The following is a 24,923-nucleotide window of genomic DNA, read 5'->3' as shown; positions in this document are numbered from 1 at the left end:
TCCGCCCCGCTCTGCCGCTAGTCGAGCGCCAGTGCAACCCTTCCCGCAATGTCAGCAACCATGATCGCCCAACGCGCTTGGTCAGCCCGCGTTGCAATCAGGTCCTGACGGATCTCAATCGCGCAATAATAGCGGCCATGCGCCTCTGCGTGGCGGTTCATGGTCGCATTGAGCTGCCTGCCCGAATAAGGTTCATTCTCGCCCACATCCAGCCCTTGTTCGCTAAACAATCGGATCGCATGGCGCGCGGCGCGGTTATCCTCATTGTAAAGCAAAGCCACTTCCCAAGGGCGCTCATCATCACTCGTTTCGAGCCTGGGTGTGAAGCTGTGAAGCGAAAGGATGAGTTTGGGTTCAGCTGCATGAAGCCACGATTCCAAAGCTGCATGATAGGGCCTGTAGAAGCGCCCTAAGCGCCCCTCGACATCCGCGCCAATATTGCCCGGCACCAGATGCCCATCACTTTCCATCGGGACGACGCTGGGGTGATCCTCTTCGCGGTGGAGGTCGACCACTAGGCGGCTGACCTCAGCAAGGTGTGCTGGGATGTTGTGACGGCGCGCCATGTTGGTCGCGATGCCTTTCACCCCGATATCGACCGCAATGTGCTCATTTAGGAGATACGCGGGCACGCCGAGCGCTACGTCTGCTGGCACAAAGTTCGACGCATGATCAGCGACGCACACGATCCCTCCGGGTGTGGGCGTACCGATCTGTTTGTAAGGGATGTTGTCAATCACGCCCGCAGGCCTAGCGCAAACACCCGCTCAAGGTCCACCAATTGGGGTACTGCTTCGCCATGCGCTCAGCAGCGGCGTCGCGCGCTTCGAGAGTTTGATAGAGCGCGAAGCATGTTGCACCTGATCCTGACATGCGGGTGAGCCACGCGTCGTGTTGCTTTAGTTGATGAAGTACCTCCGCAATGGAGGGTACGAGTGAAATCGCAGCCTCAGTAAGATCATTGCGCCCGTTCAGCGCTATATGTCGCGCGTTGGAAATTTTGCCGCCCTCGGCTTCGGGAAGCCCGCCTCGATCTTGTCCGTCCCAAGCATTGAACACCGGGCCTGTTGCCAGGGGTTCGCGTGGGTTCACCAGAAGGACGGGAGTGCCTGCGAGATTGTTCTCTACTGGTTCAAGCTCAGTGCCCGTGCCCCGCCCTAGCACCATTTCGCTGCGCACACAGGATGGAACATCCGCGCCAAGCTTCGCCGCACGTTCCTGCCAATCATCAGGAAGGCTATAGAGGCGTTCGATCAGCCGGCAAACGGCTCCGGCATCAGCGGACCCTCCCCCCAGCCCTGCGGCGACAGGTAGGTTCTTTTGAAGCGTGATCTGCAACGCCTCAGAGCGCGGAAGAACCGAAAGCGCCTTTCCCACAAGGTTATCGAAGGGATTGTCGATCCCACCCGCAAACTCGCCGACAGTGTTCACCCGGTCTTTATCAGCGACCTTTGCGGTGAGCACATCCCCCGCATCGACGAAGGCGAACAAAGTCTCAAGCTCGTGATACCCATCCTCGCGTCGCCTGCGAACATGCAGCGCGAGGTTGATTTTGGCGTAAGCGGTTTCGGTGAGCATTTGTTTGGCTTGTCAGCCTTTTTTCCGCCGCACAAGGTCGGTGACAATCCATACTGCTGACCCAAGCGCCAATATGTTCACCGCCAAGCTCATCCACGAGAGCAGTACCAGATCATTCGAAAAAGCGGCACCTTGAGCAAACACATCATAAGTTGACTTCAGCACCGAGGCATACACGGCCAAGAGTGCAAGAATACATAGCGCATAGGCACCCAGCCACTTCGCTCCGTATCGCCCCTTGATCAACCGGCCCAGTTTGAATGCACCTGCAACGCATAGCGCCCAAGCGAGTAACGTAAACCAAACCGCAGGATGCCCAAGAAACCAGAACAAGTGCTCGAAGAATACCGGATCACCCGCCTGCTCGGTCGCGAAGAAGCCATCGTTCTGGCGCTTGCCAACATGCAGCGCGAGGTTGAGGGTGGCGTAGGCGGTTTCGACGATTGTCATCTCTTAGAACGTATCAGTCGGATCAAAGTCCGTTCTCAAGGGAGCTACGCCAGCATCCAAGAGCTTTTGCGCTCTTCTTTGGTACTCAATCATAACATCACCTTGGTTCACTGGAGGCAAGCTTAAGGGATCAACTTGCGCTCCGTCCTCAGACCAACCTTTGGAAATTAGCGGCCGTAGATCATCGCCGTAGCTGGCATATGATCGCTTCTTACCTTCGGGATACCAGACCCAAATCTCGCTAGAACCATTTCCACGTTTGGCAATTGAGTATGATTCAATTTGGCCGTTCACATACCAGTAGCGCTGTGCGCCTTCGGGAAGGCCGTCACTGTAGCCCCCCTCAAACACGAGCGACCCATTCGGCGAACTCTCGAAAACAACACCCGTAAACGGACGAGAATCAAGTAACGCGAGGTCGCAGTCAAAAGAAAGCAACTCGATGTTGATCCGAGAGTGGCTCGATGCTTCTAAACCCATCAAACTCTACTCCTCAGTTCTATGTTGCCTCACATATTCGGATAGTTAGGACCGCCGCCGCCTTCTGGGGTTACCCAGTTGATGTTCTGGTTGGGGTCTTTGATATCGCAGGTCTTGCAGTGGACGCAGTTTTGCGAGTTGATTTGGAAGCGAGGTTCTTTGCCCTCTTCCTCGATCCACTCATAAACGCCCGCTGGGCAGTAGCGCGTCGAAGGTCCCGCGAATACTTCGTACTCGCTGGCCTTTTGCAGATCCCAGTCTTCCACCTGCAAGTGGACCGGTTGATCCTCTGCGTGGTTGGTGAAGCTGTAAGCGACGTTGGTGAGACGATCGAAGCTGATTACACCGTCGGGCTTGGGATAGTCGATCTTAGGATAGAGGTCCGCTCGGCCAGTTTGGGTGTAGTCGGCGTGGTGCTTCATCGTGATCGGCAGGCCGATCTTGAGCGTGCGCATCCACATATCAACGCCCGCCAGCAATGCACCGATATCTTCGCCATACTTTGCAACCGCAGGCTCTGCGTTCTTCACCTTCTTCAGCTCATCAGCGATCCAGCTTGAGCAGACAGCAGGCTCATAGCCTTGCAATTCAGGTTGGCTCTCATGGCCTTCGATCTCAGCAGCGATTGCTTCTGCGCAAAGCATACCGCTCTTCATCGCAGTGTGACTGCCTTTGATACGGGGCACGTTCACAAAGCCTGCAGCGCAACCAATCAGCGCGCCGCCGGGGAACGCAAGCTTGGGCACAGACTGCCAGCCGCCTTCATTGATGACGCGCGCACCGTAGGACACGCGCTCTCCGCCTTCGAGATATTCGCGGACTTCGGGGTGCTGCTTCCAGCGTTGGAATTCTTGATAGGGTGAGACCCATGGGTTCTTGTAATCGAGCGCGGTAACAAAACCGAGCGCGACCTGACCATCTGCCTGATGATAGAAGAAGCCGCCGCCCCATGTTCCGCTTTCACTGAGCGGCCAGCCTTGCGTGTGGATTACGCGGCCCGGCACATGCTTTTTGGGGTCAATCTGCCAAAGCTCTTTGATACCAAGACCATAGACTTGTGGCTCACAATTGGCCTCAAGGTCGTATTTTGCCTTCATCTGCTTGGTAAGCGAGCCACGCGCACCTTCGGCAAAGAGCGTGTATTTGGCTTCGATCTCCATGCCCGGCTGATAGTCAGGCTTTTTCGAGCCATCTTCGGCGATACCCATATCCTGCGTGATGACTCCGCGCACAGCGCCTTTGTCATCGAACATGACTTCCGATGCAGGGAAGCCGGGGAATACCATGACGCCAGCTTCTTCAGCTTTTTCACCGAGCCAGCGAGTGAGGTTGCCGAGCGAGCCGGTGTAGCAACCATTGTTGCTCATCAGCGGCGGCATAAAGATGTGCGGGATCGAGGTTTTGCCGTTCTTCGAAAGTACCCAGTGCCAGTTATCGGTCACAGGGGTCTGAGCCATGGGGCAATCCATCTCGCGCCAATCTGGGAAAAGCTCACCCAGAGCCTTTGGATCGACGACCGCGCCAGACAAGATATGCGCGCCAATCTCTGATCCTTTTTCCAGGACCACGACCTCAAGCTCTTCATTCAATTGCTTCAGTCGGATCGCAGCAGACAGGCCAGCTGGCCCGCCGCCTACAATCACGACATCACATGGCATTGATTCCCGTTCGCTCATGCGCTTTTCTCATCCCTAATCGTTTGCGAAGTTTCTTCGCGAATTTCTACACTCCCGCACTTGCTAAAGGGGGTTTGGACAGTCAAGGCCTACAGTGAAATTACGATGGAAGCTAACTCTGCGCCTTTAACCGAAAACTTGCGCGCTGCCATGGATTGGTGGCAGCTTGCTGGCGTCGATTATGACTATCATGATGACGCTACGGATTGGTTGGCTGATGATAGCGTCAATGCGAAGCTAAATGCTGCGGTTAGTGGGCATTCTGAACGCCCTCAGGGCAAGCAAACATCTCAATCCGCGCAGGTCCAAGAAAATCCAGCACCGGAGCACAAGCGTGTTGATCTGTTGGGCGATTCGCCGCCTGACACTCTCGAGGATTTCCGTGCATGGTGGATGGAAACCCCCGGTCTTGATGCCATCGGACCAAGGGGCCGCATTGCGCCGCGCGGCGATGCAAACGCGAAACTGATGATCTTGGTCGTCGATCCCGAGCAAGTCGATACAGACAATCTACTTTCAGGACAGCAGGGCGAATTGCTCTCAAAGATGCTCCACGCGATGGGCATTGCAGAATCGGAAACCTACTTCGCATCCACCCTTCCCCGCCACACGCCAATGGCTGACACACAGAATTTGGCCGCTGGCGGGATGGATGCGGTCACTTTGCATCACGTAAGACTCGTTTCACCGCAAAGAGTGCTCACCTTTGGCAAACGCGTCTTGCCGATGATCGGACAAGATGTATCAAATCCTGCAACATCTTTACGTGAAATCAACCAGAATTCGTCAGAGACGAAGCTTCTAACGAGTGAGGGCTTGGACAACATGATGACCATGCCCCGCCTTAAAGCCCGTTTTTGGCGGAGATGGATCGAATGGTCGTCCGATTGGCTATGACAAAATGTATGCGCCCGCTGATTGCCGGGCTTGGAATGATCGCGCTTCTTGGCACTTCTGGGGCCGCAATTGCGCAATCGAACGACAATCTTGTCGCGCAATATGGCTCTGAGAGCCAGAGCAGCAACGCGATTTCCTCAGTCCTGAGTGAGAACGAGCGCGAGCATTATCGCTCGCTCTTCGCAGCGATTGATCGCCAGCAATGGAATCAGGTTAACACCCTGCTTGATGATCATCAGGACAGTGTCCTGTATCAGGTCGCGCTTGCTGAGTATTACACCCATGCCAACAGTCCGCGAGTAGACGCAGGTCAGATTTCGCGCTGGTTCAATGGCGGCGTGCATTTGCCTCAAGCCGAGCAGCTTGGCCGATTGGGAGAGCGGCGAGGTCTCGAAAACCTGCCAGCATTCCCGTCTGCGCAGCGTTTCTCACGCCAACCCTATTCATCAAAGCGCATTCGGCCGCGTTCGGTAAGCGATGGCACTATGCCTTCGCGAGAGCGGGCAGGCATCCTTGATGCGATCAAGAACGATGATCCGTATCTCGCTTACACCACGCTTCAAGAGGTTGAGCCTCAGCTCAGCCCCGCAGCGCTCGCGGAATGGCGTCAGAAGGTCGCTTGGAGCTTCTACATTGAGAACCAGGACGAGAATGCTCTGGCCGTGGCTGAGACTGTTTCGCAAGGGTCTGGCGATTGGGTTGCTGAGGGCGAATGGGTTGCGGGGTTGGCCGCATGGCGGCTTGGCCATTGCTCGCTTGCAGGCGAGGCATTTGCGCGCGCGGCGGACCGTTCCACCAATGTCGAGCTGACCGCTGCTGCTCACTACTGGGCGCACCGCTCGCTTGTCCGGTGCCGTGAGCCTGAGGCGGCGCAACAGCACCTTTCCGCCGCATCGCGCTATGACGAGACGCTTTACGGCATGCTTGCGGTTGATCAGCTGGGCATTGAGTTTGCCCAACCAACTGCTCCGCCTCAGTTCACAAGCGCCGATTGGAGCACCGTCAACGACCGTATCAACGTCCTTGTCGCCACTGGCCTCGTTGAGATTGACCGCCCCGCCCTCGCCGATGAGGTGCTGCGCCACGAGGTCCGCATTGGCCGTGCACAGGACTACCCCGCTCTTGCCCGGTTGGCGCGAGAGCTTGGCCTGCCATCGACCCAGCTCTTCATGGCGCACAACGCGCCCTATGGCATGCGCAGCGATACAGCGCTTCGTTTCCCCATCGCGCGCTGGCAACCTGCGACGGGGTGGCGGGTTGATCCCTCGCTTGCCTTTGCCCATGCGCTGCAAGAATTGAACTTCCGCGCCGGCGCTGTCAGCCCTGCCAATGCGCGCGGGCTGATGCAGATCATGCCGGGCACCGCGCGCGACCACAATCGCCGCCTCAACCTTGGCGCAAGCTATGCCGACCTCAATGATCCTGAGGTCAACCTTGCATACGGCCAACAGCATCTTGAGATGCTGCGTGACAGCCCTGCAACGCAAGGCCTCCTGCCCAAGATCATGGCCGCATACAATGCCGGCCTCACCCCGGTCAGCCGCTGGAACAGCGAGATCAACGACCAGGGCGATGCGCTTCTCTGGATGGAATCGATCCCCTATTGGGAGACCCGCGGTTACGTCGCCATAGTCATGAAGAACTACTGGATGTACGAACGCGCCGCCGGTGTTCCATCGCCAAGCCGCCGCGCGCTTGCGCAAGGGCAATGGCCATTGTTCCCGCATGCCGTTAGTGAGCGAACAGCACACCTTAACCGATAGCGAGACGACCCTATGGCGATTGACGAGAGCCGCAGTTTCACTCCCATCAACATCGCCGTTCTGACCGTTTCTGACACGCGCACGCCTGATACTGACACATCGGGCGATATCCTTGCCTCCCGTGTTGAAGCCGCCGGTCACACCCTCGCCGCTCGCACGATCACCAAGGATGACGCCGCGCTGCTTGCCGAGCAGTTCGAGGCGTGGATCGAGGACCCGAACATCGACGCGATTGTCTCCACCGGAGGCACTGGCCTCACTGGCCGCGATGTCACTCCTGAAGCGCTGAGCCGTATCCAAGACGCGCGCGACATACCCGGTTTTGGCGAGCTGTTCCGCTGGCTCAGCTTCAAGACGATCGGCACTTCCACCATCCAATCGCGCGCCTGCGCAGTGGTCGCACGCGGCACCTACATCTTCGCCCTTCCCGGCTCCAATGGAGCAGTCAAAGACGGGTGGGATGGCATCCTTGCCGAGCAGCTTGATAGCCGCAACAGACCCTGCAATTTCGTCGAATTGATGCCCAGACTTCGTGAATCCTAGGCATCACGCCATTTCAAACACTTAATTGAGACATGGACCGCATGTTACACGGTCCTAGGGGCAAAATTTCCTCCCTCCTTTTGGGGCCTTTCAATGCACCTGCCCTGCCGCGTTATGCGTGAGTAGGAAAGCACTTTCCAAACACGCTTTTGTTCTATATTTGTTCTCGCTATGGAACGCCCATCCCATCCGGATTTTCAACGCGGTCGCGGCGCTGCCTCGGGTGCCGCCTCATCGCGGTTCAACCTGCCTGAGCGCGAGCTTGATGGAGATTGGCGCGACTACATGGAAACTCTGGCACAGGGCGAGGATGGTCCGCCCGTAAAGCTGCGCACCCACGTCACCGAAGAACATCCCAAAACCATCCTCAGCTTCAACCAATCGCCAGACGTGCCGTTTGACCGATCCATTAACGCCTATCGCGGGTGCGAGCATGGCTGCATCTATTGCTTTGCGCGCCCCACCCATGCCTATCACGACCTGTCACCCGGACTTGATTTCGAAACGCAGCTATTTGCAAAGCCCCATGCCGCTGACTTGCTGCGCCAGACCCTTGCCAAACCGAGATACCGGCCAAAACCGATTGCGCTTGGCACCAATACCGATCCGTATCAGCCGATTGAAAAGCGGTACGAAATTACGCGTGCGATCCTAGAAGTGTGCCTTGATGCGCGCCATCCGGTGACGATCACGACCAAATCTGACCGGTTGCTGCGCGATGCCGAACTGCTGCAAGAGCTGGCGCAGCGCAAATTGGTGGCGGTGGCGATTTCGGTCACCAGCCTTGATCCTGCGCTTTCAGCCAAGCTGGAGCCGCGCTGCCCTTCCCCTGCCAAACGCATCGCCGCCTTGGGCAAAATGATCGAATGGGGCGTGCCTGCGCATTGCTCCATCTCCCCCATTATCCCGGCGATCACGGACGAGTTTATGGAGGCCATCGTCAGCGAAGTGGCGGCGCTGGGCATCAAAAGCGCAGGCTGGATACCGCTAAGGCTCCCCCACGAAGTCGCCCCGCTGTTCCGCGAATGGCTCGACGTGCATTATCCAGAGCGCGCAGGCAAAGTGATGAGCATTGTCCGCTCAATCAGAGGTGGCCGCGATAATGATCCCGATTTCTTCTCCCGAATGCGCCCCGAAGGGGTCTGGGCAGACATGTTCCGCGCGCGGTTTAAGCTGGCCTGCAAACGCGCTGGCATTGGGAGCGGCAGGACGGCTCCGCGCTTTGATCTTGATTGCTCCAAGTTTCGCAAACCCGAAATCGGCGGGCAGATGCGGCTGCTTTGAGTTCGGCCAACGATTACCGTTGCCAGTAATGCTCGCCGTTGATGAAGACATGGTCGATATTGCTGCTGCCAGAATCTGAACTGGCGGCGATAAAGCCATGATAAAAATCGCCATTATCGCTTTGGATCGTGATGGTATAACCGTTGAGGTAGTAGCGTCCTGAAACCGCGATTTGTCGGCCACCGCTTGCCACGCGCGATCCTGAACCGCTGGCGGAAGCTGCGTTGAATTTGCCGATCCTGATGCGCCCATCGCGCGTCATTTGCAGCGTGCCACCAGAGATGCTGGATGAAGAGCCGCCTGCATCAAAGGATGCGCCTGTTACTCGACCAAACGACACCGCAATCGTTTCTCCCGGAGAAAACTGCCGCGCAGCTTTCCCATTGTCAGCGCCGCGTTCGAATGTGCAGCGTCTGGCGCTCCCCGCTGAAGAGGGTGTGGGTGATTGCGTGATCGGATTCCACGTTGCGCAAGTGCTGGAATAGCCATTGGCAAAGGTCATTTGCGGCGCGGCCTCGGACACCATTTGCGCGGGGAAACCGACCCATTTGCGCTCCAACACAATCCGAACATCGCTTGGGCGGCTACGCGCAGGGATTCTGGCGTTTTCCTGCGCGAGTGAAGCGGCCGGAGTGCGGTCTTGAGGGCGTGTTGAACGTGCTTGAACTGTTGAGCTTGTAGCACTGAGCGCGCCGGGATCGCGTTTGCAAACCTCCTCGCCAAACTGCGCCGCCTGCTGAAAGGCGCCCGCAGTTCGCCGGGTCATAGGGCCCCACACCTCCATCAGCTTGACCGTGTCATTCGCGCCGGGGCACGCATAAAGCACTGATAATTGATCTTCCGATCCGACCCTGATGCTGCGGGCGAGCGAATAGCTGCCAGGCACTGCGCGCTCTGCCTGAAACTGCTGCGTCGTCAGATAGCGAATGCCGCTGCGCACCTGGCGCTCTTGCGATCGCAGCCAATCATCGATCGCCTGCCCGCGCAATTCTTGCCATTGCCCCACATGAACCGTGAGAGCGTCGCGCTCCAGCGTGCGACTGTCCGCGCCCTGTTGGTCAGACCAGCCCGCAGGAGCAGGAACCGTCTGAGCCATGGCCGCTGAGCCAATGGATAACGCGGAGGCGCTGCAAATGGCCATCATACCCATCAATCGGTGTGTTCGAACGGCCATCGTTGTTCCCTCCCAGCAAGGCAGCGAAGCCGCCATTGGATGCAGAGGTAAGCACTTAAGTTGGCCCAAGTGAACACCCAATTGATGAGGCGTTGGTGTTCACTCCGCGTGATCCGGGATCTCAAACGGCAGGAGTGCCGGCTTCAACGTGCAGGCCTATTCGGAATATTTACGAGCACCACGCACGACGCTAAATCAGCGATCGCGATTTTTACAGTATTGATACAAAGTGTGTCATTTCCATTCCAATCCTAATTGGATTGGCAAACTTCATTATTGTTATCTTTACATTACATTTTTGGTTGTCTATTTATTTTTACGACAGGTGCGCATTGCCAATAGGGGGCATATGAAGACGTATCTGTTAGTGACCAATCAGATTGGCGCTGAGCCAACTGCAATCCCGAAATCACGCGTCGTTCGCGTTGTACCACACAAAAGAAACCCTGAACTGACCGAGATCACTTGGGCCAGAGGATGGGGCTCAGGCGTCACCTTTATGACGGTGAAAGAAAGCCTGCACGAAGTGATTAAGCGGCTGGAAGAGTAGTGGGTTTGGTCCCCCTCACCCAAAACCCCCGCCAACTTCGCCCGGAGCAAATCGGATCAGGCGACTGTCCACCAATGCGGCCGTGCGGTTCACCACCGCCTTTTGGTAGTCAGCATCCATCACCATTTCGAAGAAAGCGCCCGCATTCGGGTATTGCGCGACAAAACCATCGTGCCAGGCGCGTTCATTGGGGCCTGTGACCATGGTTTGGAACGCGCCGCGCCAGATGATTTCACCGCCCACACGGCGGAAGATAGGTCCGCTGGTTTTCCCATATTCCTCATAAGCACGTTTGCCCGTCCAGCCATTGCCGTGATGTTCGTGGCCTTGCGGATATTCGGCATGATCGCGGTAAAGCAGCAGGTTGAGCATATGGATCGGCTCATCGCGCGGCAGGTCTTTAAACGCTGCCCAATTCTCAGGCGAAGGGTCGATATGGATGCTCATTGAATCGGCGTTGCTCATGGCATTGGCTCCCAATATTTGCGTTTGAGAAACAGGAATATGTCGGCGACCAGAACGATGGGGCCGCCCCAGATCAGCGGGTATCCGATGGGTGACAGGAAGAAGACGATCCCGCCAGCCACTTGCAGAGGTTCGTCATTGAGGCCCTTTAAGCTCCAGCCCGAAAATTCGAGGAACCACGCGCTGAATACCAGCATCGCTGCCATGCTGGCATAGGTGCACAAAAGCGCGATCCACCTTCGATCAAATCGGAAGACAAAGCGCGGCAGCAACCAGCGCCAGCCCCAAGCGATCAGGATACCCCATACCCCCCAAAGCAATAGGAGGAGTTCAAACACTGTTACGCTTCAAGTTTATAGTCAGCGAACCGGTCGCGCAGGTCTTTCTTGCTGATTTTGCCGGTGGCGGTGTGCGGAATGTCGTCCACGAACTCAATCGCATCAGGCAGCCACCATTTGGCTATGAGCGGCTTTAGGTGCTCCATAATGTCGTCCGCAGTGACATCAGACCCTTCGTTCTTGATCACGAAGAGCACGGGGCGCTCGTCCCATTTGGGGTGGTACATGCCCACACAAGCGGCCTCGGCAACGTCAGGATGGCCGACGGCGGCGTTCTCAAGCTCGACAGAGCTGATCCACTCGCCGCCTGACTTGATCACATCCTTGGTGCGGTCCGTGAGTTGCAGCGTGCCATCCGGGTGGATGATGCCGACATCGCCTGTGTCAAACCAATTGTCGTTGTTCACCGCGTCTTGATCGGCTTTGAGATAGCGCTTGATAATCCAAGGTCCGCGAATTTGCAGTGCGCCAGAGGTCTTTCCATCGCGCGGCAGCTCGGTCGCCATATCGTCGAGGTCGACCGTGCGCAGTTCCACGCCAAAGATCGGGCGGCCTTGCATCGCGGTCTTGTCGACCTTTTGCTCGAATGTGAGCTCATCCCAATCCCATGTCGGCCCGCCAACGGTGCCGATCGGAGAGGTCTCAGTCATGCCCCAAGCGTGCTGAACACGGGTGCCGTTCTTCATGAGCCGCTCAATCATAAAGCGCGGGCAGGCAGAGCCGCCAATGGTCGCCGCTTTGAGTGGTGGCAGGTCCAAGCCTTCTTTGTCGCAATATTGGAAGTGAGCGAGCCACACGGTCGGCACGCCGGCGCTATCCGTCACCTTCTCGCGCAACATCAGATCGTGGAGCACAGCCGGATCATTGACGCAGGAGAACACGAACTTGATCCCCGCCATCGCGCCCGCATACGGCAAGCCCCAGCTCGCGGCGTGGAACATCGGCACCACTGGCAGCATAACCGATGAACTTGAGAAATTGAACGCAGCCGGTTGCAGCCCCGCAATCGCATGCATCACGGTGGAGCGGTGTTCGTATTGCACGCCTTTGGGATTGCCCGTCGTACCGCTGGTGTAGCAAATCATGCAGGGGTCTTGCTCAGAGCCGGTGAACCATTCGTAGTTCCCATCCTGCGCGCCGATCCAGTCTTCAAAGCTTTGTGAATGCTCGCCAGAATCGTAGCAGATGTAATGCTCTACGCTGGTCCAGCGGTCCTTCATCTTGTCGACAATCGGCTGGAAAGCGGCATCGTAGAGCAGCACGCGGTCTTCGGCGTGGGTGACGATATATTCGAGCTGATCTTCGAACAGGCGGGGGTTTACCGTGTGCAGCACCCCGCCCATGCCAGCAACACCATACCAGCTAACAAGGTGGCGCGAATGGTTCATGGCAAGGCTCGCCACGCGCTCCCCCGGCTTGATGCCCAGCGCTTCGAGAGCCTGCGCCATTTTCAGAGCGTCGCTGCGAATGCCAGCCCAATCGGTACGCGTTTCCTGGCCGTCAGCCCAGCGCGTCACAATCTCCCGCGTGCCAGCTTCCCTTGCTGCATGGTCGATCACGTGAGTGACCCGCATTGACCATTCCTGCATCGCGCCAAGTGATTGTGTGAGCATAGCTGTCTTCTCCCAATTTCCGCCTCACAATGGGCTGTTTGAAAGAGACAATGCCGCGAGCCGGTCGCCTTGGCAATCGCTTCTATACCGCACGGTAAAAAGGGGGGCGGATTGCGCCGCCCCCTTTCGCAAGTTTCAGAGCCTCGTACTTTTTAGCGGATGAAGAACCCGGCAATGTCAAAGCCGTCTTCGGTGCGGATCGTGATCACCGTTTCAACCGATACATCATCGCGATTCTCAAAAGTCGTGGTGAACTGGAAAACTTCGTAGTCACCTTCCGGTGCGCCCGGCAATTCGGTCGTTTGCTGTACGGCCGCAAATTCACGGCTGGTTACTGCGCCCAGTGGCTCGCGCACGGGCTGCACAGTTGCAGCCCAACCCTCTGCATCAATCTGGCTTTGAATGAAGTCACCTGCGACTTCCCAGCTGCCTTCCCAATCGCCAGCATCGATTTCCGCAAGGAAGCGCTGCGCTTTGGCGTAGCTTTCCGTATCGCGAGGGGTCAGGCTGTCCGCTGCGGCGGCTGTAGTGGTGGCTGTGGTTGCCGGAGCAGCAGCGGTCGTTGCCTCGGTACCCGAAGCTGAAAGCATGGCGATTACGGCGGCGGCGATTACGATAGACATGATTAGCATTCCTCCTGCTAGCCAGAGAAGCCGGTTTGGCTCTTTGTGGCTTGTGTTGGTGAGGTCTGCAGTATCGGCGGGGGCAGCATCATCGGACATCCCGAAAGATGTGTGCGCAGTCTTTTGGGGTGCGGATTCTGGAATTTGTGGTGCGATTTGGGGTTCCTCGCCCTCGGCATCCCGCAAAATTCTTGCGGCCTCCCGGCTGGACCCTACACCCAGTTTGCGGCGGGCATTGCGCAGGCGATCATTGATTGTGTGAACCGACAGACCCAGCAGATTGGCGCTAGACTTGGTATCGTGCCCTTCGAGAAGCAGCTGCAGCGCTTCTTTCTCCTTATCTGTAAGATCCGCGACTTCGCCTGACATTATGCCACCAGTTTAAGCTTGGCCCGGCCACGCGCAGGCTCCAGCGCGACGTTCTCAATCCCCTCAACGCCTGCAAGCCGCTCTGCCAGATCGCCATTGAGGACAAAATTGGAACCGATACGCATATGCGCCTCTTCACCATCTCCCAGCACAAGGCGCAAGAGCACTTCACCGATGGCTTTGGCCTCGGTTTCAAGCTCAAGCTTGAGCGTGGCGAGCGCATCGAGGCTGAGCACGTCAGCTTTCAAGATCATCGGTATCGTGCCGCTGACCTCCGAAATTGGACGCGCGCCGCGTATAGTGAGGCGCGGTGGCTCGCCCGGATTGGGGCTATCGAGTTCGACATTGAGCAATACGCATTCGCCGCTTGATGCCCATTCGGGGAACTTATCGACCAGCGATTCTTCAAAACACGCGCTTGAAAACTGGCCCGACGCGTCTGAGAAATCTGCGCGGATAAATTCAGCGCCGCGTTTGGTGCGCCCCTTATTGGCACTTTCGACCATGGCCGCAATCACCGCTGTGCCGCGTCCACCCGCAGGCGCACCCGCTTCCATTAGGCTTTGATAAGTGCGCGCGCCTTGGGCCGAGGCAATTTCGCGATATTGCTGCACGGGATGCGCGGAGAAGTAGAACCCGAAATTCTCGCGCTCTTTCGCCATTTGATCGGGGCGTGACCATGGATCGGTTGGTTGTAGGCGCAGGTCTTCGGGCGCTGCATCCTCGCCGCCGAACAGACCGCCCTGCCCGCTCGCCCGCTCACGCGCGGCACTGTCTGACACGGCCAGCAACAGATCAGCATTTTCGAACACCGCCGCCCGGTTCGGTTCCAGTTGGTCAAGCGCGCCTGCACAGGCCAGCCCTTCCAATTGCCGCCGGTTCATGGAGCCTTGGGGGATGCGTTCGAACAGGTCTTTAAGGCTTTCAAACGGTCCATTTGCTTGACGCTCAGCTACGATCGCTTCCATCGCTTTTTCACCGACATTGCGAATGCCCGCCAGCGCATATCGCACCGCATAGCCATCGTCGGTCTGCTGCACGGTAAAGCGCGCCTCTGAAGTGTTGATGTCAGGCGGCAGGACCAGAACGCCCGAACCATCAACCCGCTCCACCGGATAGCGCCGCGCATCGTCGACAAACACACTGAGCTTTTCGGATTGGTGCAAGTCAAAGCACATGGAAGCGGCGTAGAATTCCTCGGGATAATGCGCTTTGAGCCAAGCGGTCTGATACGCGAGCAGAGCATAGGCTGCGGCGTGCGATTTGTTGAAGCCGTAGCCTGCGAATTTGTCGATCAAGTCGAACAATTCATTCGCTTGTTTGGCCTCGATATCGGAGTTTTCCTTGCACCCTTCGACAAAGCGGCCGCGTTGCTTGTCCATTTCGGCCTGCACTTTTTTACCCATGGCGCGGCGGAGCAAGTCAGCGTCACCTAGCGAGTATCCCGCAAGGATTTGGGCGGCCTGCATCACTTGTTCTTGGTAGACGAAAATGCCGTAGGTTTCAGCGAGGATGCCTTCGAGCTTGGGGTGCGGATATTCAATCGCGACCTCGCCCGCTTTACGCTGTCCGAACAGCGGGATATTATCCATTGGACCGGGACGATAGAGCGAGACGAGAGCGATAATATCGCCAAAATTGGACGGCTTCACCGCCTTCAGCGTACGCCGCATCCCTTCGGATTCCAGCTGGAACACGCCGACCGTGTTACCCGCTTGCATAAGGTCATAGACAGCCGTGTCATCCAGAGGCAACGCGCCAAGATCGATCTCAATCCCGCGAAGCTCCAGCAGGTCCACCGCCTTGCGCAGCACGGAAAGCGTCTTGAGACCAAGGAAGTCGAACTTCACAAGGCCCGAGCTCTCCACATGCTTCATATCGAACTGCGTCACCGGCATGTCCGAGCGCGGATCACGGTAAAGCGGCACAAGCTTGGCAAGCGGCCTATCGCCAATCACAACACCCGCTGCGTGCGTAGACGAATTGCGCGGCAGCCCTTCGAGTTGCAGCGCCAGATCAACGAGGCGTTTCACCTCATTATCGTTGGTGTATTCCTTCTTGAAATCAGCCGCTCCGTTCAGAGCGCGTGGCAGCGTCCACGGGTCCGTCGGATGGTTCGGAACCATCTTGCACAGCCGGTCGACCTGACCATAGCTCATCTGCAAAATCCGCCCGCAATCGCGCAAAACCGCACGCGCCTTCATCTTACCAAATGTGATGATCTGCGCGACGTGATCGGCGCCATATTTCTCCTGCACATAGCGGATGACTTCGCCGCGCCGCGTTTCGCAGAAGTCGATATCGAAATCCGGCATGGACACGCGTTCAGGATTGAGGAAACGCTCGAACAGCAAGCCCAGTTGGATGGGATCAAGGTCCGTAATCGTCAGCGCCCATGCAACGATGGACCCCGCGCCAGAACCACGGCCCGGACCCACGGGAATACCCTGATCCTTGGCCCATTGGATGAAGTCAGCAACGATCAGGAAGTAGCCGGGAAAACCCATATTGACGATGATGCCGATTTCATAATCGAGGCGGTCAAAATAGGTCTTTCGCTCCTCTTCGCTCATCTCGCCATAAGGTTCGAGCCGCGCCTCCAACCCTTTGCGCGATAGGTCAGCCAGCATTTTGGCTTCACCGTCCAAATCGCCAGCAAGACTTGGCAGGATCGGGTCGCGATATGGCGGCGCATAGGCACAGCGCTGCGCCACGACGAGAGTGTTTGCGGTCGCCTCCGGCAGGTCAGCAAACAGCTCATCCATCATGCTCGCCGATTTGACGAAGCTCTCAGCGTTCGAGGTCGGGCGGTCGTCATTCTCGATATATGTTGAGTTGGCGATGCACAGGATCGCGTCATGCGCCTTGTGCATATGCGGCTCCGCATAGTTGGCGGGATTAGTCGCGACCAACGGCAAATTGCGCGCATAGGCCATGTCGATCAGCGCTTCTTCCGCGCGCTCACACACCGGATCACCATGGCGCGCGAGTTCGATGTAAAGCCGTCCGGGGAACAGACTATCGAGCTTATCGGCATAGGCTTGCGCTGCCGGTGTTTGCTCCTCGGCAAGCAACCGCGTCACTCCGCCTTCACCTGCGCCCGTCAGAGCGATCAGGCCGTCACTGTGCCCGTCAAGCGCTGCCATCTCGACATGCGGCTCAAGCTCCAGCGGGCGATCAAGATGCGCCTTTGAGACGAGGTGGCACAGATTATCATACCCTGCCTCATCCTGCGCAAAGAGCGGCATGTAATCGACCTGTTTGCCCTCGGAGCCTTCACGCGCAACACCCAGCAATGTGCCTATGATCGGCTGTACGCCCTCACCCTTACACGCATTGGCGAACATCACCGCGCCATACAAGCCATTGCGGTCACACGTCGCGATAGCGGGATAGCCGCGTTCCTTGGCGAGCTTTGCAATCGCCTTGGGATCAATCGCCCCTTCGAGCATCGAATAAGACGAATAAACACGCAAAGGGACAAAGGGTGCAAAAGCCATCTTGGGAACCTACGCGCCCTTGCCAAGCATTCAAGCGGTGCGCGGTGGGATTTGGGGAAAAGCTGGGGGCAAGCTAAGCTATGCGCGCAAGGAGGGGCAAATGGCGGACATGATCGAAGTCGAAAACGTCAACACACCAGGCAAAGTGACGCGGGTCAATGCGGCAAAATACGCCGATATGCTGGCCGCTTTTGAAGCCGCCATCCCCCGCGCCTCCCCCGGCCTAAACCAAACCGAAATCCGCGACGCTGTGAAGCCGCATTTGAGCGAGACACACTTCCCCGGCGGCGCGACATGCGGTTGGTGGGCCAAGACTGTCCAGCTCGACCTGGAGGCGAAGGGAAAGCTGGTGCGAGAGGCGTCCAAGCCGCTGCGCTGGTATTGGAAGTGAGTTCAGCTGTTTAGATCAGCTTCTCAACATCTTTTGCGATCATCTTAGGCGCATCTTGCGGGCCATAGCGCTTCACAACATTGCCATCGCGGTCGATCAGAAATTTGGTGAAGTTCCACTTGATCGAAGTGGAGCCCATCAGCCCCTTTTTCTCACCCTTCATCCAATCATAAAGAGGGGAGGCGTCGGGTCCGTTCACGTCAATCTTTGCCATCAGCGGGAAGGTCACGCCGAAATTGACCTTGCAGAACTCTGCGATCTCATCCGCATTGCCCGGTTCCTGCGCACCAAACTGATTGCAAGGGAAGCCGAGGACTTCGAAATCGGAATCCTTAAACTGCTGATACAGCTCCTCCAGCCCATCATATTGCGGGGTAAAGCCGCATTTGGAGGCGGTGTTCACGACCAGCAGAACTTTGCCCTTCTTGGTCGCCAGATCCAAGCTCTCGCCGCGATTGGTGGTGACAGTGAAATCAGCGATGGTGGTCATTCGGATGTATCCTGTTTGGGTCGATAGGTTAAATCAAAGAAGCCGCTCTGCCACGTTTGACCATGATCCGTCGAGCCTTCGCCTCTCTGCCTCACCGATCCGTCTTCATTGGCGGAGTAGGTCATACGGACGAGCACATCAGCGCCACTGGGGCCGATCCCGTCCCAATATCCGGTGATCACCATGTCTGTGCCGACTTTGCCGCCAGTAAAATCAACGCGCTCCCCATCGCTACCGACCCATAGCTGTTCCCAGCGCTCGCTGTCGCGATTGAAGAAGCTCATGCTGGTGCCATCCCCACCAGAAAGCGGCATCCAATGCTCTCGAATGACGCAGCCAGCAGAGACTTTCTCGATCCGACTGTCGGCAACCTTCGTGTCTGAGCCGGTTGGGAAAACCTCCCACTCACCAACCCAGAAATCGAACGCCGAGTGTGCCTCGCTCTCGCAAGGGCCAAGAGGTCCGGACGTATCTACAGGTGGAGCAGGCGGCGTGTCAGCGGCTGCGGCCTGCAACAATGCGATTGGATAGAACCATAAAAGCATGGTTTTGTGTCCCTCCTGTTAGCCCAGCACCCCATCATGCAAGCGAACCACGCGGTCCATTCGGCTCGCCAAGCGTTCATTGTGGGTCGCCACCAGAGCCGCGCTCCCTTCCCCGCGCACGAGTTCGAGGAATTGGCCGAGCACCGTGTCTGATGTCGCTTCATCAAGATTGCCCGTCGGCTCATCGGCGAGCACCAAAGTGGGCTGGTTTGCCAAAGCACGCGCGACGGCAACACGCTGTTGCTCCCCGCCCGACAATTGGCTTGGCCGGTGGGTTAGGCGGTGGCCCAGACCCAGCCCCGACAGTAAGCTCTCAGCACGCGCGGTCGCAGTGCCTTCTTCGACGCCCGCCACCATTTGCGGCATCACCACATTTTCTGTCGCGTTAAAGTCGGGCAACAAGTGGTGGAATTGATAGACAAAACCCAAGTGCTCACGCCGGATACGCGTACGCTGGTCTGCGGCCAGTTTCTCGGCCTGTTCCCCCGCAATAGCGATGGAGCCTTCAAACCCGCCTTCGAGCAAGCCGACCGCTTGCAACATGGTCGATTTGCCTGAGCCTGAGGGGCCGAGCAGCGCAACTATCTCTCCCGGCATAATGTCGAGATCAACCCCGCGCAGCACTTCGATACGCTGGCCGCCTTGTTCAAAGCTGCGCTTTAGCCCGCGCAATGCGACGATTGGATCACTCATAGCGAAGCACCTGTACCGGATCGGTGTTGGATGCCTTGAAGGCGGGGTAAAGCGTCGCAAGGAAACTCATCCCGATGGCGAGCGCGGTGATCCCGATGATCTCCCACGCATCGACGCGCACCGGCAGCGAGGTGAGGAAACGCACCTCAGGATCCCAGATTTGCACGCCTGTAAGGCCAGCGATGCCATCAACGATCCCATTGCGGAAATAGAGCAGCAGGAAGCCCAGAACCAAACCCGCCAGCGTGCCCAATGTGCCCACGGTCGTGCCCGTCGTCACGAATATCTTGAGCAAAGACCGCCGCGTCGCCCCCATCGTGCGCATAATCGCGATATCCCGCGTCTTGGCGCGCACCATCATCACCAGGCTGGATAGGATGTTAAAGCTGGCCACGATCACCATAAAGCTGAGCACAAAGAACATCGCGACCCGCTCTACTTCTAACGCTTCAAACAGGGTCGAGTTTATCGTCTTCCAATCCGCAATGACCGCGCGGCCTACTAGCGCATCTTCCACGTCGGCAAGGATGCTGCCGACATTGTCCGGATCGGTAACCGTCACCTCGATCAAGCCAACGCTATCGCCCATCAGCAGCAGCGTCTGCGCATCTTCCATTGGCATAATGACGAAGGTTTCATCGAAGTCATAAAGGCCGATCTCGAAAATCGCGCCCACCTCGTACCCTACCATCCGGGGGGTCGTGCCAAACGGCGTGCTGCGCCCCTGCGGGCTGATGATGGTGATGGTGTCGCCGACGCGCACACCCATATTGGCAGCAAGGCGCGAACCAATCGCCACCCTGCCTGAACCGGGTTGAATATCTGCAATATTGCCGATCAGGACATTCTCGCGCAGATCAGCCACATCCTCAGCCGTATTGCCGCGTACAAACACGGCATTCGCCCGCCCATTATAGCTGGCGAGCAGAGGCTGCTCGATTAGCGGGGAGGCATTGGTCACCCCTTCCGTATCGCGCACCTGCGCCAGGACATTTTCCCAATTGTCGAGCTTACCGCCATAAGCCTGGATCACGGCGTGGCCGTTCAGACCTGAAAACTTGTCGAGCATTTCAGAGCGGAAACCGCCCATCACACTCATCACCAGCACCAGCATGGCGACCGACAGCATGACAACGCCGATGGAGATACTGGCGACCAGCGCGATAAAGGCTTCGCCTTTGCCCGGCCACAAATACCGTTTGGCGATCATTCTTTCAAAAGGAGTAAGCATATGGACTAGCGCGTCTCACCAATTGCGTCTGAACGCAGCCTGTAAGGCGCTGGCAAGCCACGCACAATGGAGGAAGCGCCGCTTAGCTGTGAGTAAGCCTGACTGGCTAATCATCAATGGGGACCATGGAACTCAGCAAAAAGAGGTGCACCACCCGCCGAAGACCCCTTGTAATTGATCCGTAACACGGTCATTGAGCGGCGCATCAATTCGGGTAGCGCAGCGGGGCTTCAAAGCACGTCATGGCACACACAGTTTCTCCCTCGCTTCTTGGCAATTTCACCCATCCTTTTCGCGATGAAGACGGCGATAAGCTGCGCGAGGAATGCGGCGTTTTTGGCGCTATCAACGCAGAGAAAGCCTCAGCTGCCACTGCTCTCGGCCTGCACGCTTTGCAGCATCGCGGACAAGAGGCCGTCGGCATCACCAGTTTTACCGGCAAAGAGTTCATTTCACGCCGGGGCCTTGGCCATGTGGCGGAAAACTTCTCCTCTGCGGAAGCGATTGCCGAACTGCCCGGATCAATGGCAGCGGGTCATGTGCGCTATTCCACAACCGGGGGCGCGGGCCTTCGCAATGTGCAGCCGCTTTATGCAGAGCTGGCGAGCGGCGGATTTGCGATTGCGCACAATGGCAATATTTCGAACGCACGCGCGCTTCGCGATGATCTGGTGGCGAAGGGTTCAATCTTCCAATCGACCTCTGACACCGAGGTTATCATCCATCTGGTCGCGACATCGCGCTATCCCACAATCGCAGACCGTCTCGTCGATGCGCTGCGGTTGGTCGAAGGCGCCTATGCGCTGATCGTGATGACGCCCACCGGCATGATCGCCTGCCGCGACCCGCTCGGCATTCGTCCGCTCGTCATGGGCAAGCTGGGCGATGCGGTGGTGTTTGCGAGTGAAAGCGTTGCATTTGACGTGGTCGGCGCAGAGCTGATCCGCGAAGTTGAACCGGGCGAAATGCTCCAAGTCGATTTCGACGGTAAAGTGAGCAGCGTGCACCCATTCGGCCAGCACCGCCCTCGCCCTTGCATCTTCGAACATGTCTATTTCAGCCGTCCTGACAGCCTTTTTGCAGGCCAAAGCGTTTATGAAGCGCGCAAGGCCATCGGCAGCGAGCTTGCCAAAGAAGCGCCCGCCGATGTCGATCTGGTCGTACCCGTGCCCGATAGCGGCGTGCCTGCTGCGATCGGCTATGCGCAAGCGTCCGGCGTGCCGTTTGAGCTGGGCATTATCCGCTCGCACTATGTCGGGCGTACCTTCATCCAGCCATCCGACAGCGCGCGCCATGCAGGCGTAAAGCGCAAGCACAACGCCAATCGCGGTTTGGTCGCGGGCAAAAGAATCGTGCTGATCGACGATTCCATTGTACGCGGCACCACCAGCCTTTCCATTGTCGAAATGATGCGTGAAGCGGGCGCGAAGGAAGTCCATTTCCGCGTTGCCAGCCCACCAACCGCGCATTCGTGCTTTTACGGCGTCGACACGCCCGAACGCTCCAAATTGCTGGCAGCGCGCATGGACCTGGAGCCGATGCGCGAATTCATCAAGGCAGATAGCCTCGCCTTCATCTCAATCGACGGCCTTTACCGCGCTGTCGGAGCCAAGGGCCGCGACAATTCCTGCCCGCAATTTTGCGATGCGTGCTTCACGGGCGACTATCCCACCTCCCTGACCGACCTTGCCCGCACTCAAGAAAAGTCGGACGAACTCCCCTTTGCTGATCCGAAAGCGGCGTAATCCATGAGCGAAACGAAACCTTTTGCAGGGCGCACTGCGCTTGTCACAGGCGCAAGCCGCGGGATTGGCGCTGCAACTGCTGTGGCTCTGGCTGAAGCGGGCGCGCATGTGATTTTGGTCGCGCGCAAAGTGAAGGCGCTGGAGCTGGTCGAGGATAAGATTCACGAGGCTGGCGGCACCTCCACCATTGCGCCTGTTGATCTGACAGAAGCCGATGCGATCTCCCGGCTTGCTGGCGCGATTGCAGGGCGCTGGGACACGCTCGATATTATGGTGATTTCAGCAGCTTATTTGCCAGAGCTCACACCGCTTTCACAAATCGACACCAAGCAATATACCCAAGCGATCATGACCAACGTGGTCGCAACGCAGGCCTTGCTGGCGGCCTTTGACCCATTGCTGCGTCATGCTGAAAACGGACAGATCATCGGCCTCACCAGCAGCGTGGGTGCATCGCCGCGTGCCTATTGGTCCGCCTATGGATCGACCAAGGCCGCGTTTGACAATCTGCTCGAAAGCTACGGCGCGGAAGTTGAGAAACTCAGCCCTCTAAGGGTCGCCATCGTCGATCCCGGTGCCACCCGCACCGAAATGCGCGCCCGCGCCTATCCCGGCGAGAAACCCGACACGGTGAAGCCGCCTGAAAAGGTCGCAGAGCGGTTGGTCAAATTGCTCACCAGCGGTTTTGAAACAGGGCACCGCGAACGCGTCGATTAAGCCTTCAGCGCTTAACCATTGTAAATTGGGCTTTTTCGCAGCTGCGCTCGGCAGCGATAAACTCCATTCGTCGCAAAAGCCGTTTCTTACCGGCCTGTTAACTATGTTCTGCAAGACATCTGCAAGTGCAATTAGTGGAATACACTTGGCTTGTACCACAGCTCAGAGACCACAGGCTGCTAGGAAAAAGGTTGCGAGGCTATGCCGACCGACAATAACAGTTACCAAGTTGCGGCGCAGGAAGATCGCTGCTCACCGCGTACACGTCTAACGATCCCGGCAACGCTTCGGGCGTCTGGTGGCCGCGCGTTCCAGACGGTAGTCCATGATCTTTCGATCTCGGGCTTTTCTGCTGCATCGATCAATCGCATGCATGATGGCCAGATGTGCTGGCTGACCCTGCCCGGCCTCGAATCGCTTCAGGCGAGCGTGGTGTGGTGGGACAACTGCATCGTTGGTTGCGCGTTTGAGGAGCTGCTTAGCCCCATCGTGCATGACAATATCTTACAGCGTTACAGCAATATCGGCGTCCAGCGCCCGATGGCATAAGGTTTAGCGGGAGCGCCCCTACAGGCCCCCTTAAGCTCCCGCTTCCTTTGCTAACCCTTACTGTACCGCCATCAATTTGAGCGCGGTTCCGCCCCATAGGGTGCGGTATTCATTGCTCGTCGCCGTTGGCCAATTTCCCACTACAGTCACGACCAAATTCGCCTCTGGTACGATCGTGATCGACTGGCCAAAGATCCCTTGTGCGCCATAGCCGACCGGATAAGTCCACCACTGGTAGCCATAGCCAAAGCCGCTTGTTCCAAAGTCGATCTTGGAATCGCCCGCTTCTGCAAACCAGCCTTCGGGTACGGTCTCGGTAGTACCTTCGAGCGCGAGCACACCCATGCGGGTATAATCAGCCAAGGTCAGCGAAAGGCAGCATCCGCCAATATTGCCGCCGCGCGGATCGCTCATCCAGAACAGACCGCTTTCAAAGCCTGCGGGTTCGACAATCTTCTCTTGCGCATATTCTGCCAATGACAGGCCCACGGCGTTTTCGATGACGATGCCGATGAGATTGGTCTCGCCCGTCTTGTAAACCCATTTGCCGCCCGGCTCCGTTTCTCGCTCCAACCGTTTGAGCTGCTCCACCATCGCGGTGGGTCCGAATTCGACGACAAAGCGGTTCATGGCTGCAACGTCGCTATTGGGGTCAGTGTAGTCCTCATTCCATGCAACGCCGCTGGTCATGGTGGCAATTTGGCGCACCGTTACGCCGTCATAGGCCGAACCTTCCAGTTCGGGCACATATTGCGTCACTGGATCATCGAGGCTGGCGATAAAGCCATCCTTGATCGCTGCGCCGAGCAGCGTTGAGGTAAAGCTCTTTGCGACAGAGAAACTGGTCCAGCGCTGATCAGGCGCAAAGCCGAGCGCGTAATCCTCAAACAGCACTTTGCCATCCCTATAGACCATCACACCTGCCGCATTGGAAGCCTGCATATTGGCGCGAATTTCCGCGGCGAGCGCTTCTGGCAATGGCTCCCCTTTTTCGAGCACACGCGTGGTGGTCGCAGCGGGCACTTCGTGGCCTGCAAACCAGTTTTCCATCTCACGAAAACGGGCTGAACGCTGCGCATCGGTCCAGAACAAGACTTGAAGCTCTGACGGGTCACGCTCAGGCGGCTGCGTCATTTCGACCGCGGCGAGCGGTGCAGGCGTGTCAGCCAAGCCCTCTGCCGCGCCATAGCTGCACGCGCTCAAACCTGCCGCTGCGATGGACAACGTTGCTGCGCCCCAAAAGCCTTTGCCGATCATAG

Annotated in this window: 25 protein-coding genes; 9 read left to right on the top strand and 16 right to left on the bottom strand. The window is 57.5% G+C overall.

The features are described from left to right. Positions 1-17 precede the first annotated feature (17 nt). Genes AC0V6N_RS04955 through AC0V6N_RS04935 form a run of 5 tightly spaced genes read right to left on the bottom strand, consistent with a single transcriptional unit; the run spans position 18 to position 4,184 of the window. Positions 18-740: an N-formylglutamate amidohydrolase gene (locus AC0V6N_RS04955; RefSeq protein ID WP_486170483.1), complete on the bottom strand. Its 723-nt coding sequence runs from the start codon at positions 738-740 to the stop codon at positions 18-20. A gap of 10 nt (positions 741-750) precedes the next feature. Next, complete coding sequence (locus tag AC0V6N_RS04950) at positions 751-1,578, bottom strand: 4-(cytidine 5'-diphospho)-2-C-methyl-D-erythritol kinase (RefSeq protein ID WP_486170482.1); 828 nt, start codon at positions 1,576-1,578, stop codon at positions 751-753. Between the two features lie 12 nt (positions 1,579-1,590). Continuing rightward, complete coding sequence (locus AC0V6N_RS04945) at positions 1,591-2,028, bottom strand: hypothetical protein (RefSeq protein ID WP_486170481.1); 438 nt, start codon at positions 2,026-2,028, stop codon at positions 1,591-1,593. A 3-nt stretch (positions 2,029-2,031) separates the two neighbouring features. Further along, the gene (locus AC0V6N_RS04940) at positions 2,032-2,508 is read right to left on the bottom strand and encodes a toxin-antitoxin system YwqK family antitoxin (RefSeq protein ID WP_486170480.1); all 477 of its coding nucleotides are present in this window, start codon (positions 2,506-2,508) and stop codon (positions 2,032-2,034) included. 29 nt (positions 2,509-2,537) lie between these two features. Continuing rightward, entirely contained in the window at positions 2,538-4,184 is a 1,647-nt protein-coding gene (locus tag AC0V6N_RS04935) for an electron transfer flavoprotein-ubiquinone oxidoreductase (protein ID WP_486170479.1), read from the bottom strand. Positions 4,185-4,289: 105 nt separating this feature from the next. Between AC0V6N_RS04935 and AC0V6N_RS04930 the strand changes: the two genes are divergently transcribed. From AC0V6N_RS04930 to AC0V6N_RS04915, 4 genes are all read left to right on the top strand, one after another. Continuing rightward, positions 4,290-5,081, top strand: a complete 792-nt coding sequence (locus AC0V6N_RS04930) for a uracil-DNA glycosylase family protein (protein WP_486170478.1) — start codon at positions 4,290-4,292, stop codon at positions 5,079-5,081. Between the two features lie 8 nt (positions 5,082-5,089). Then, a complete protein-coding gene (locus AC0V6N_RS04925; RefSeq protein ID WP_486170477.1) occupies positions 5,090-6,844 on the top strand; it encodes a lytic transglycosylase domain-containing protein in 1,755 nt (584 codons plus the stop codon). A gap of 12 nt (positions 6,845-6,856) precedes the next feature. After that, entirely contained in the window at positions 6,857-7,387 is a 531-nt protein-coding gene (gene moaB / locus AC0V6N_RS04920) for a molybdenum cofactor biosynthesis protein B (protein WP_486170476.1), read from the top strand. A gap of 171 nt (positions 7,388-7,558) precedes the next feature. After that, the gene (locus tag AC0V6N_RS04915) at positions 7,559-8,671 is read left to right on the top strand and encodes a PA0069 family radical SAM protein (RefSeq protein ID WP_486170475.1); all 1,113 of its coding nucleotides are present in this window, start codon (positions 7,559-7,561) and stop codon (positions 8,669-8,671) included. Positions 8,672-8,684: 13 nt separating this feature from the next. Here the strand turns inward: AC0V6N_RS04915 and AC0V6N_RS04910 are convergent, their stop codons facing one another. Then, positions 8,685-9,845: a hypothetical protein gene (locus tag AC0V6N_RS04910; protein WP_486170474.1), complete on the bottom strand. Its 1,161-nt coding sequence runs from the start codon at positions 9,843-9,845 to the stop codon at positions 8,685-8,687. A 349-nt stretch (positions 9,846-10,194) separates the two neighbouring features. On the opposite strand from AC0V6N_RS04910, the gene AC0V6N_RS04905 reads away from it, so the two are divergent. After that, a complete protein-coding gene (locus AC0V6N_RS04905) occupies positions 10,195-10,395 on the top strand; it encodes a hypothetical protein (protein ID WP_486170473.1) in 201 nt (66 codons plus the stop codon). A gap of 15 nt (positions 10,396-10,410) precedes the next feature. On the opposite strand, the gene AC0V6N_RS04900 is transcribed toward AC0V6N_RS04905, so the two are convergent. The 5 genes from AC0V6N_RS04900 to dnaE form a co-directional block, all read right to left on the bottom strand. Next, positions 10,411-10,860 carry a DUF1330 domain-containing protein gene (locus AC0V6N_RS04900; RefSeq protein WP_486170472.1) on the bottom strand — a complete coding sequence of 150 codons (450 nt, stop codon included), beginning with the start codon at positions 10,858-10,860 and terminating at the stop codon, positions 10,411-10,413. Further along, a complete protein-coding gene (locus AC0V6N_RS04895) occupies positions 10,857-11,198 on the bottom strand; it encodes a hypothetical protein (protein WP_486170471.1) in 342 nt (113 codons plus the stop codon). Before AC0V6N_RS04895 ends, AC0V6N_RS04900 begins: the two co-directional genes overlap by 4 nt. A 2-nt stretch (positions 11,199-11,200) precedes the next feature. Beyond that, complete coding sequence (locus tag AC0V6N_RS04890; protein ID WP_486170470.1) at positions 11,201-12,811, bottom strand: long-chain fatty acid--CoA ligase; 1,611 nt, start codon at positions 12,809-12,811, stop codon at positions 11,201-11,203. A 152-nt stretch (positions 12,812-12,963) separates the two neighbouring features. Next, a complete protein-coding gene (locus AC0V6N_RS04885; RefSeq protein ID WP_486170469.1) occupies positions 12,964-13,803 on the bottom strand; it encodes a DUF4019 domain-containing protein in 840 nt (279 codons plus the stop codon). Beyond that, complete coding sequence (gene dnaE, locus AC0V6N_RS04880; protein ID WP_486170468.1) at positions 13,803-17,303, bottom strand: DNA polymerase III subunit alpha; 3,501 nt, start codon at positions 17,301-17,303, stop codon at positions 13,803-13,805. The genes AC0V6N_RS04885 and dnaE overlap by 1 nt, the downstream gene beginning before the upstream one ends. A 100-nt stretch (positions 17,304-17,403) precedes the next feature. On the opposite strand from dnaE, the gene AC0V6N_RS04875 reads away from it, so the two are divergent. Further along, positions 17,404-17,694: a DUF6958 family protein gene (locus tag AC0V6N_RS04875; protein WP_486170467.1), complete on the top strand. Its 291-nt coding sequence runs from the start codon at positions 17,404-17,406 to the stop codon at positions 17,692-17,694. 10 nt (positions 17,695-17,704) lie between these two features. On the opposite strand, the gene AC0V6N_RS04870 is transcribed toward AC0V6N_RS04875, so the two are convergent. From AC0V6N_RS04870 to AC0V6N_RS04855, 4 genes are read right to left on the bottom strand one after another with little or no spacing between them, the layout of a single operon-like run. After that, entirely contained in the window at positions 17,705-18,184 is a 480-nt protein-coding gene (locus tag AC0V6N_RS04870) for a glutathione peroxidase (protein ID WP_486170466.1), read from the bottom strand. Beyond that, on the bottom strand, positions 18,181-18,729 hold the full coding sequence (locus tag AC0V6N_RS04865) for a hypothetical protein (RefSeq protein WP_486170465.1): 549 nt from the start codon (positions 18,727-18,729) through the stop codon (positions 18,181-18,183). The genes AC0V6N_RS04870 and AC0V6N_RS04865 overlap by 4 nt, the downstream gene beginning before the upstream one ends. Before the next feature lie 18 nt (positions 18,730-18,747). Then, on the bottom strand, positions 18,748-19,422 hold the full coding sequence (locus tag AC0V6N_RS04860) for an ABC transporter ATP-binding protein (protein ID WP_486170464.1): 675 nt from the start codon (positions 19,420-19,422) through the stop codon (positions 18,748-18,750). Then, the gene (locus AC0V6N_RS04855) at positions 19,415-20,653 is read right to left on the bottom strand and encodes a lipoprotein-releasing ABC transporter permease subunit (protein ID WP_486170463.1); all 1,239 of its coding nucleotides are present in this window, start codon (positions 20,651-20,653) and stop codon (positions 19,415-19,417) included. Before AC0V6N_RS04855 ends, AC0V6N_RS04860 begins: the two co-directional genes overlap by 8 nt. Positions 20,654-20,895: 242 nt before the next feature. Between AC0V6N_RS04855 and purF the strand changes: the two genes are divergently transcribed. From purF to AC0V6N_RS04840, 3 genes are all read left to right on the top strand, one after another. Beyond that, complete coding sequence (gene purF, locus AC0V6N_RS04850; protein WP_486170462.1) at positions 20,896-22,398, top strand: amidophosphoribosyltransferase; 1,503 nt, start codon at positions 20,896-20,898, stop codon at positions 22,396-22,398. Between the two features lie 3 nt (positions 22,399-22,401). Continuing rightward, entirely contained in the window at positions 22,402-23,115 is a 714-nt protein-coding gene (locus AC0V6N_RS04845; RefSeq protein WP_486170461.1) for an SDR family NAD(P)-dependent oxidoreductase, read from the top strand. Positions 23,116-23,316: 201 nt separating this feature from the next. Beyond that, the gene (locus AC0V6N_RS04840) at positions 23,317-23,664 is read left to right on the top strand and encodes a PilZ domain-containing protein (protein WP_486170460.1); all 348 of its coding nucleotides are present in this window, start codon (positions 23,317-23,319) and stop codon (positions 23,662-23,664) included. Between the two features lie 57 nt (positions 23,665-23,721). Here AC0V6N_RS04840 and AC0V6N_RS04835 read toward each other — a convergent pair whose 3' ends face one another. Further along, entirely contained in the window at positions 23,722-24,921 is a 1,200-nt protein-coding gene (locus AC0V6N_RS04835) for a serine hydrolase domain-containing protein (protein WP_486170459.1), read from the bottom strand. Positions 24,922-24,923: the final 2 nt, after the last annotated feature.

The organism is Erythrobacter sp. S57(2025) (genome assembly GCF_057365055.1).
This window is presented reverse-complemented; position numbering and strand designations above follow the sequence as displayed.

Excerpts from the sequence above, each read along its gene's own strand:
- AC0V6N_RS04950 (WP_486170482.1), bottom strand. The coding sequence starts at position 1,578 with ATGCTCACCGAAACCGCTTACGCCAAAATCAACCTCGCGCTGCATGTT.
- AC0V6N_RS04945 (WP_486170481.1), bottom strand. The coding sequence starts at position 2,028 with ATGACAATCGTCGAAACCGCCTACGCCACCCTCAACCTCGCGCTGCAT.
- AC0V6N_RS04940 (WP_486170480.1), bottom strand. The coding sequence starts at position 2,508 with ATGGGTTTAGAAGCATCGAGCCACTCTCGGATCAACATCGAGTTGCTT.
- AC0V6N_RS04935 (WP_486170479.1), bottom strand. The coding sequence starts at position 4,184 with ATGAGCGAACGGGAATCAATGCCATGTGATGTCGTGATTGTAGGCGGC.
- AC0V6N_RS04930 (WP_486170478.1), top strand. The coding sequence starts at position 4,290 with ATGGAAGCTAACTCTGCGCCTTTAACCGAAAACTTGCGCGCTGCCATG.
- AC0V6N_RS04925 (WP_486170477.1), top strand. The coding sequence starts at position 5,090 with ATGCGCCCGCTGATTGCCGGGCTTGGAATGATCGCGCTTCTTGGCACT.
- moaB (WP_486170476.1), top strand. The coding sequence starts at position 6,857 with ATGGCGATTGACGAGAGCCGCAGTTTCACTCCCATCAACATCGCCGTT.
- AC0V6N_RS04915 (WP_486170475.1), top strand. The coding sequence starts at position 7,559 with ATGGAACGCCCATCCCATCCGGATTTTCAACGCGGTCGCGGCGCTGCC.
- AC0V6N_RS04910 (WP_486170474.1), bottom strand. The coding sequence starts at position 9,845 with ATGGCCGTTCGAACACACCGATTGATGGGTATGATGGCCATTTGCAGC.
- AC0V6N_RS04905 (WP_486170473.1), top strand. The coding sequence starts at position 10,195 with ATGAAGACGTATCTGTTAGTGACCAATCAGATTGGCGCTGAGCCAACT.
- AC0V6N_RS04900 (WP_486170472.1), bottom strand. The coding sequence starts at position 10,860 with ATGAGCAACGCCGATTCAATGAGCATCCATATCGACCCTTCGCCTGAG.
- AC0V6N_RS04890 (WP_486170470.1), bottom strand. The coding sequence starts at position 12,811 with ATGCTCACACAATCACTTGGCGCGATGCAGGAATGGTCAATGCGGGTC.
- AC0V6N_RS04885 (WP_486170469.1), bottom strand. The coding sequence starts at position 13,803 with ATGTCAGGCGAAGTCGCGGATCTTACAGATAAGGAGAAAGAAGCGCTG.
- dnaE (WP_486170468.1), bottom strand. The coding sequence starts at position 17,303 with ATGGCTTTTGCACCCTTTGTCCCTTTGCGTGTTTATTCGTCTTATTCG.
- AC0V6N_RS04875 (WP_486170467.1), top strand. The coding sequence starts at position 17,404 with ATGGCGGACATGATCGAAGTCGAAAACGTCAACACACCAGGCAAAGTG.
- AC0V6N_RS04870 (WP_486170466.1), bottom strand. The coding sequence starts at position 18,184 with ATGACCACCATCGCTGATTTCACTGTCACCACCAATCGCGGCGAGAGC.
- AC0V6N_RS04865 (WP_486170465.1), bottom strand. The coding sequence starts at position 18,729 with ATGCTTTTATGGTTCTATCCAATCGCATTGTTGCAGGCCGCAGCCGCT.
- AC0V6N_RS04860 (WP_486170464.1), bottom strand. The coding sequence starts at position 19,422 with ATGAGTGATCCAATCGTCGCATTGCGCGGGCTAAAGCGCAGCTTTGAA.
- AC0V6N_RS04855 (WP_486170463.1), bottom strand. The coding sequence starts at position 20,653 with ATGCTTACTCCTTTTGAAAGAATGATCGCCAAACGGTATTTGTGGCCG.
- purF (WP_486170462.1), top strand. The coding sequence starts at position 20,896 with ATGGCACACACAGTTTCTCCCTCGCTTCTTGGCAATTTCACCCATCCT.
- AC0V6N_RS04845 (WP_486170461.1), top strand. The coding sequence starts at position 22,402 with ATGAGCGAAACGAAACCTTTTGCAGGGCGCACTGCGCTTGTCACAGGC.
- AC0V6N_RS04840 (WP_486170460.1), top strand. The coding sequence starts at position 23,317 with ATGCCGACCGACAATAACAGTTACCAAGTTGCGGCGCAGGAAGATCGC.
- AC0V6N_RS04835 (WP_486170459.1), bottom strand. The coding sequence starts at position 24,921 with ATGATCGGCAAAGGCTTTTGGGGCGCAGCAACGTTGTCCATCGCAGCG.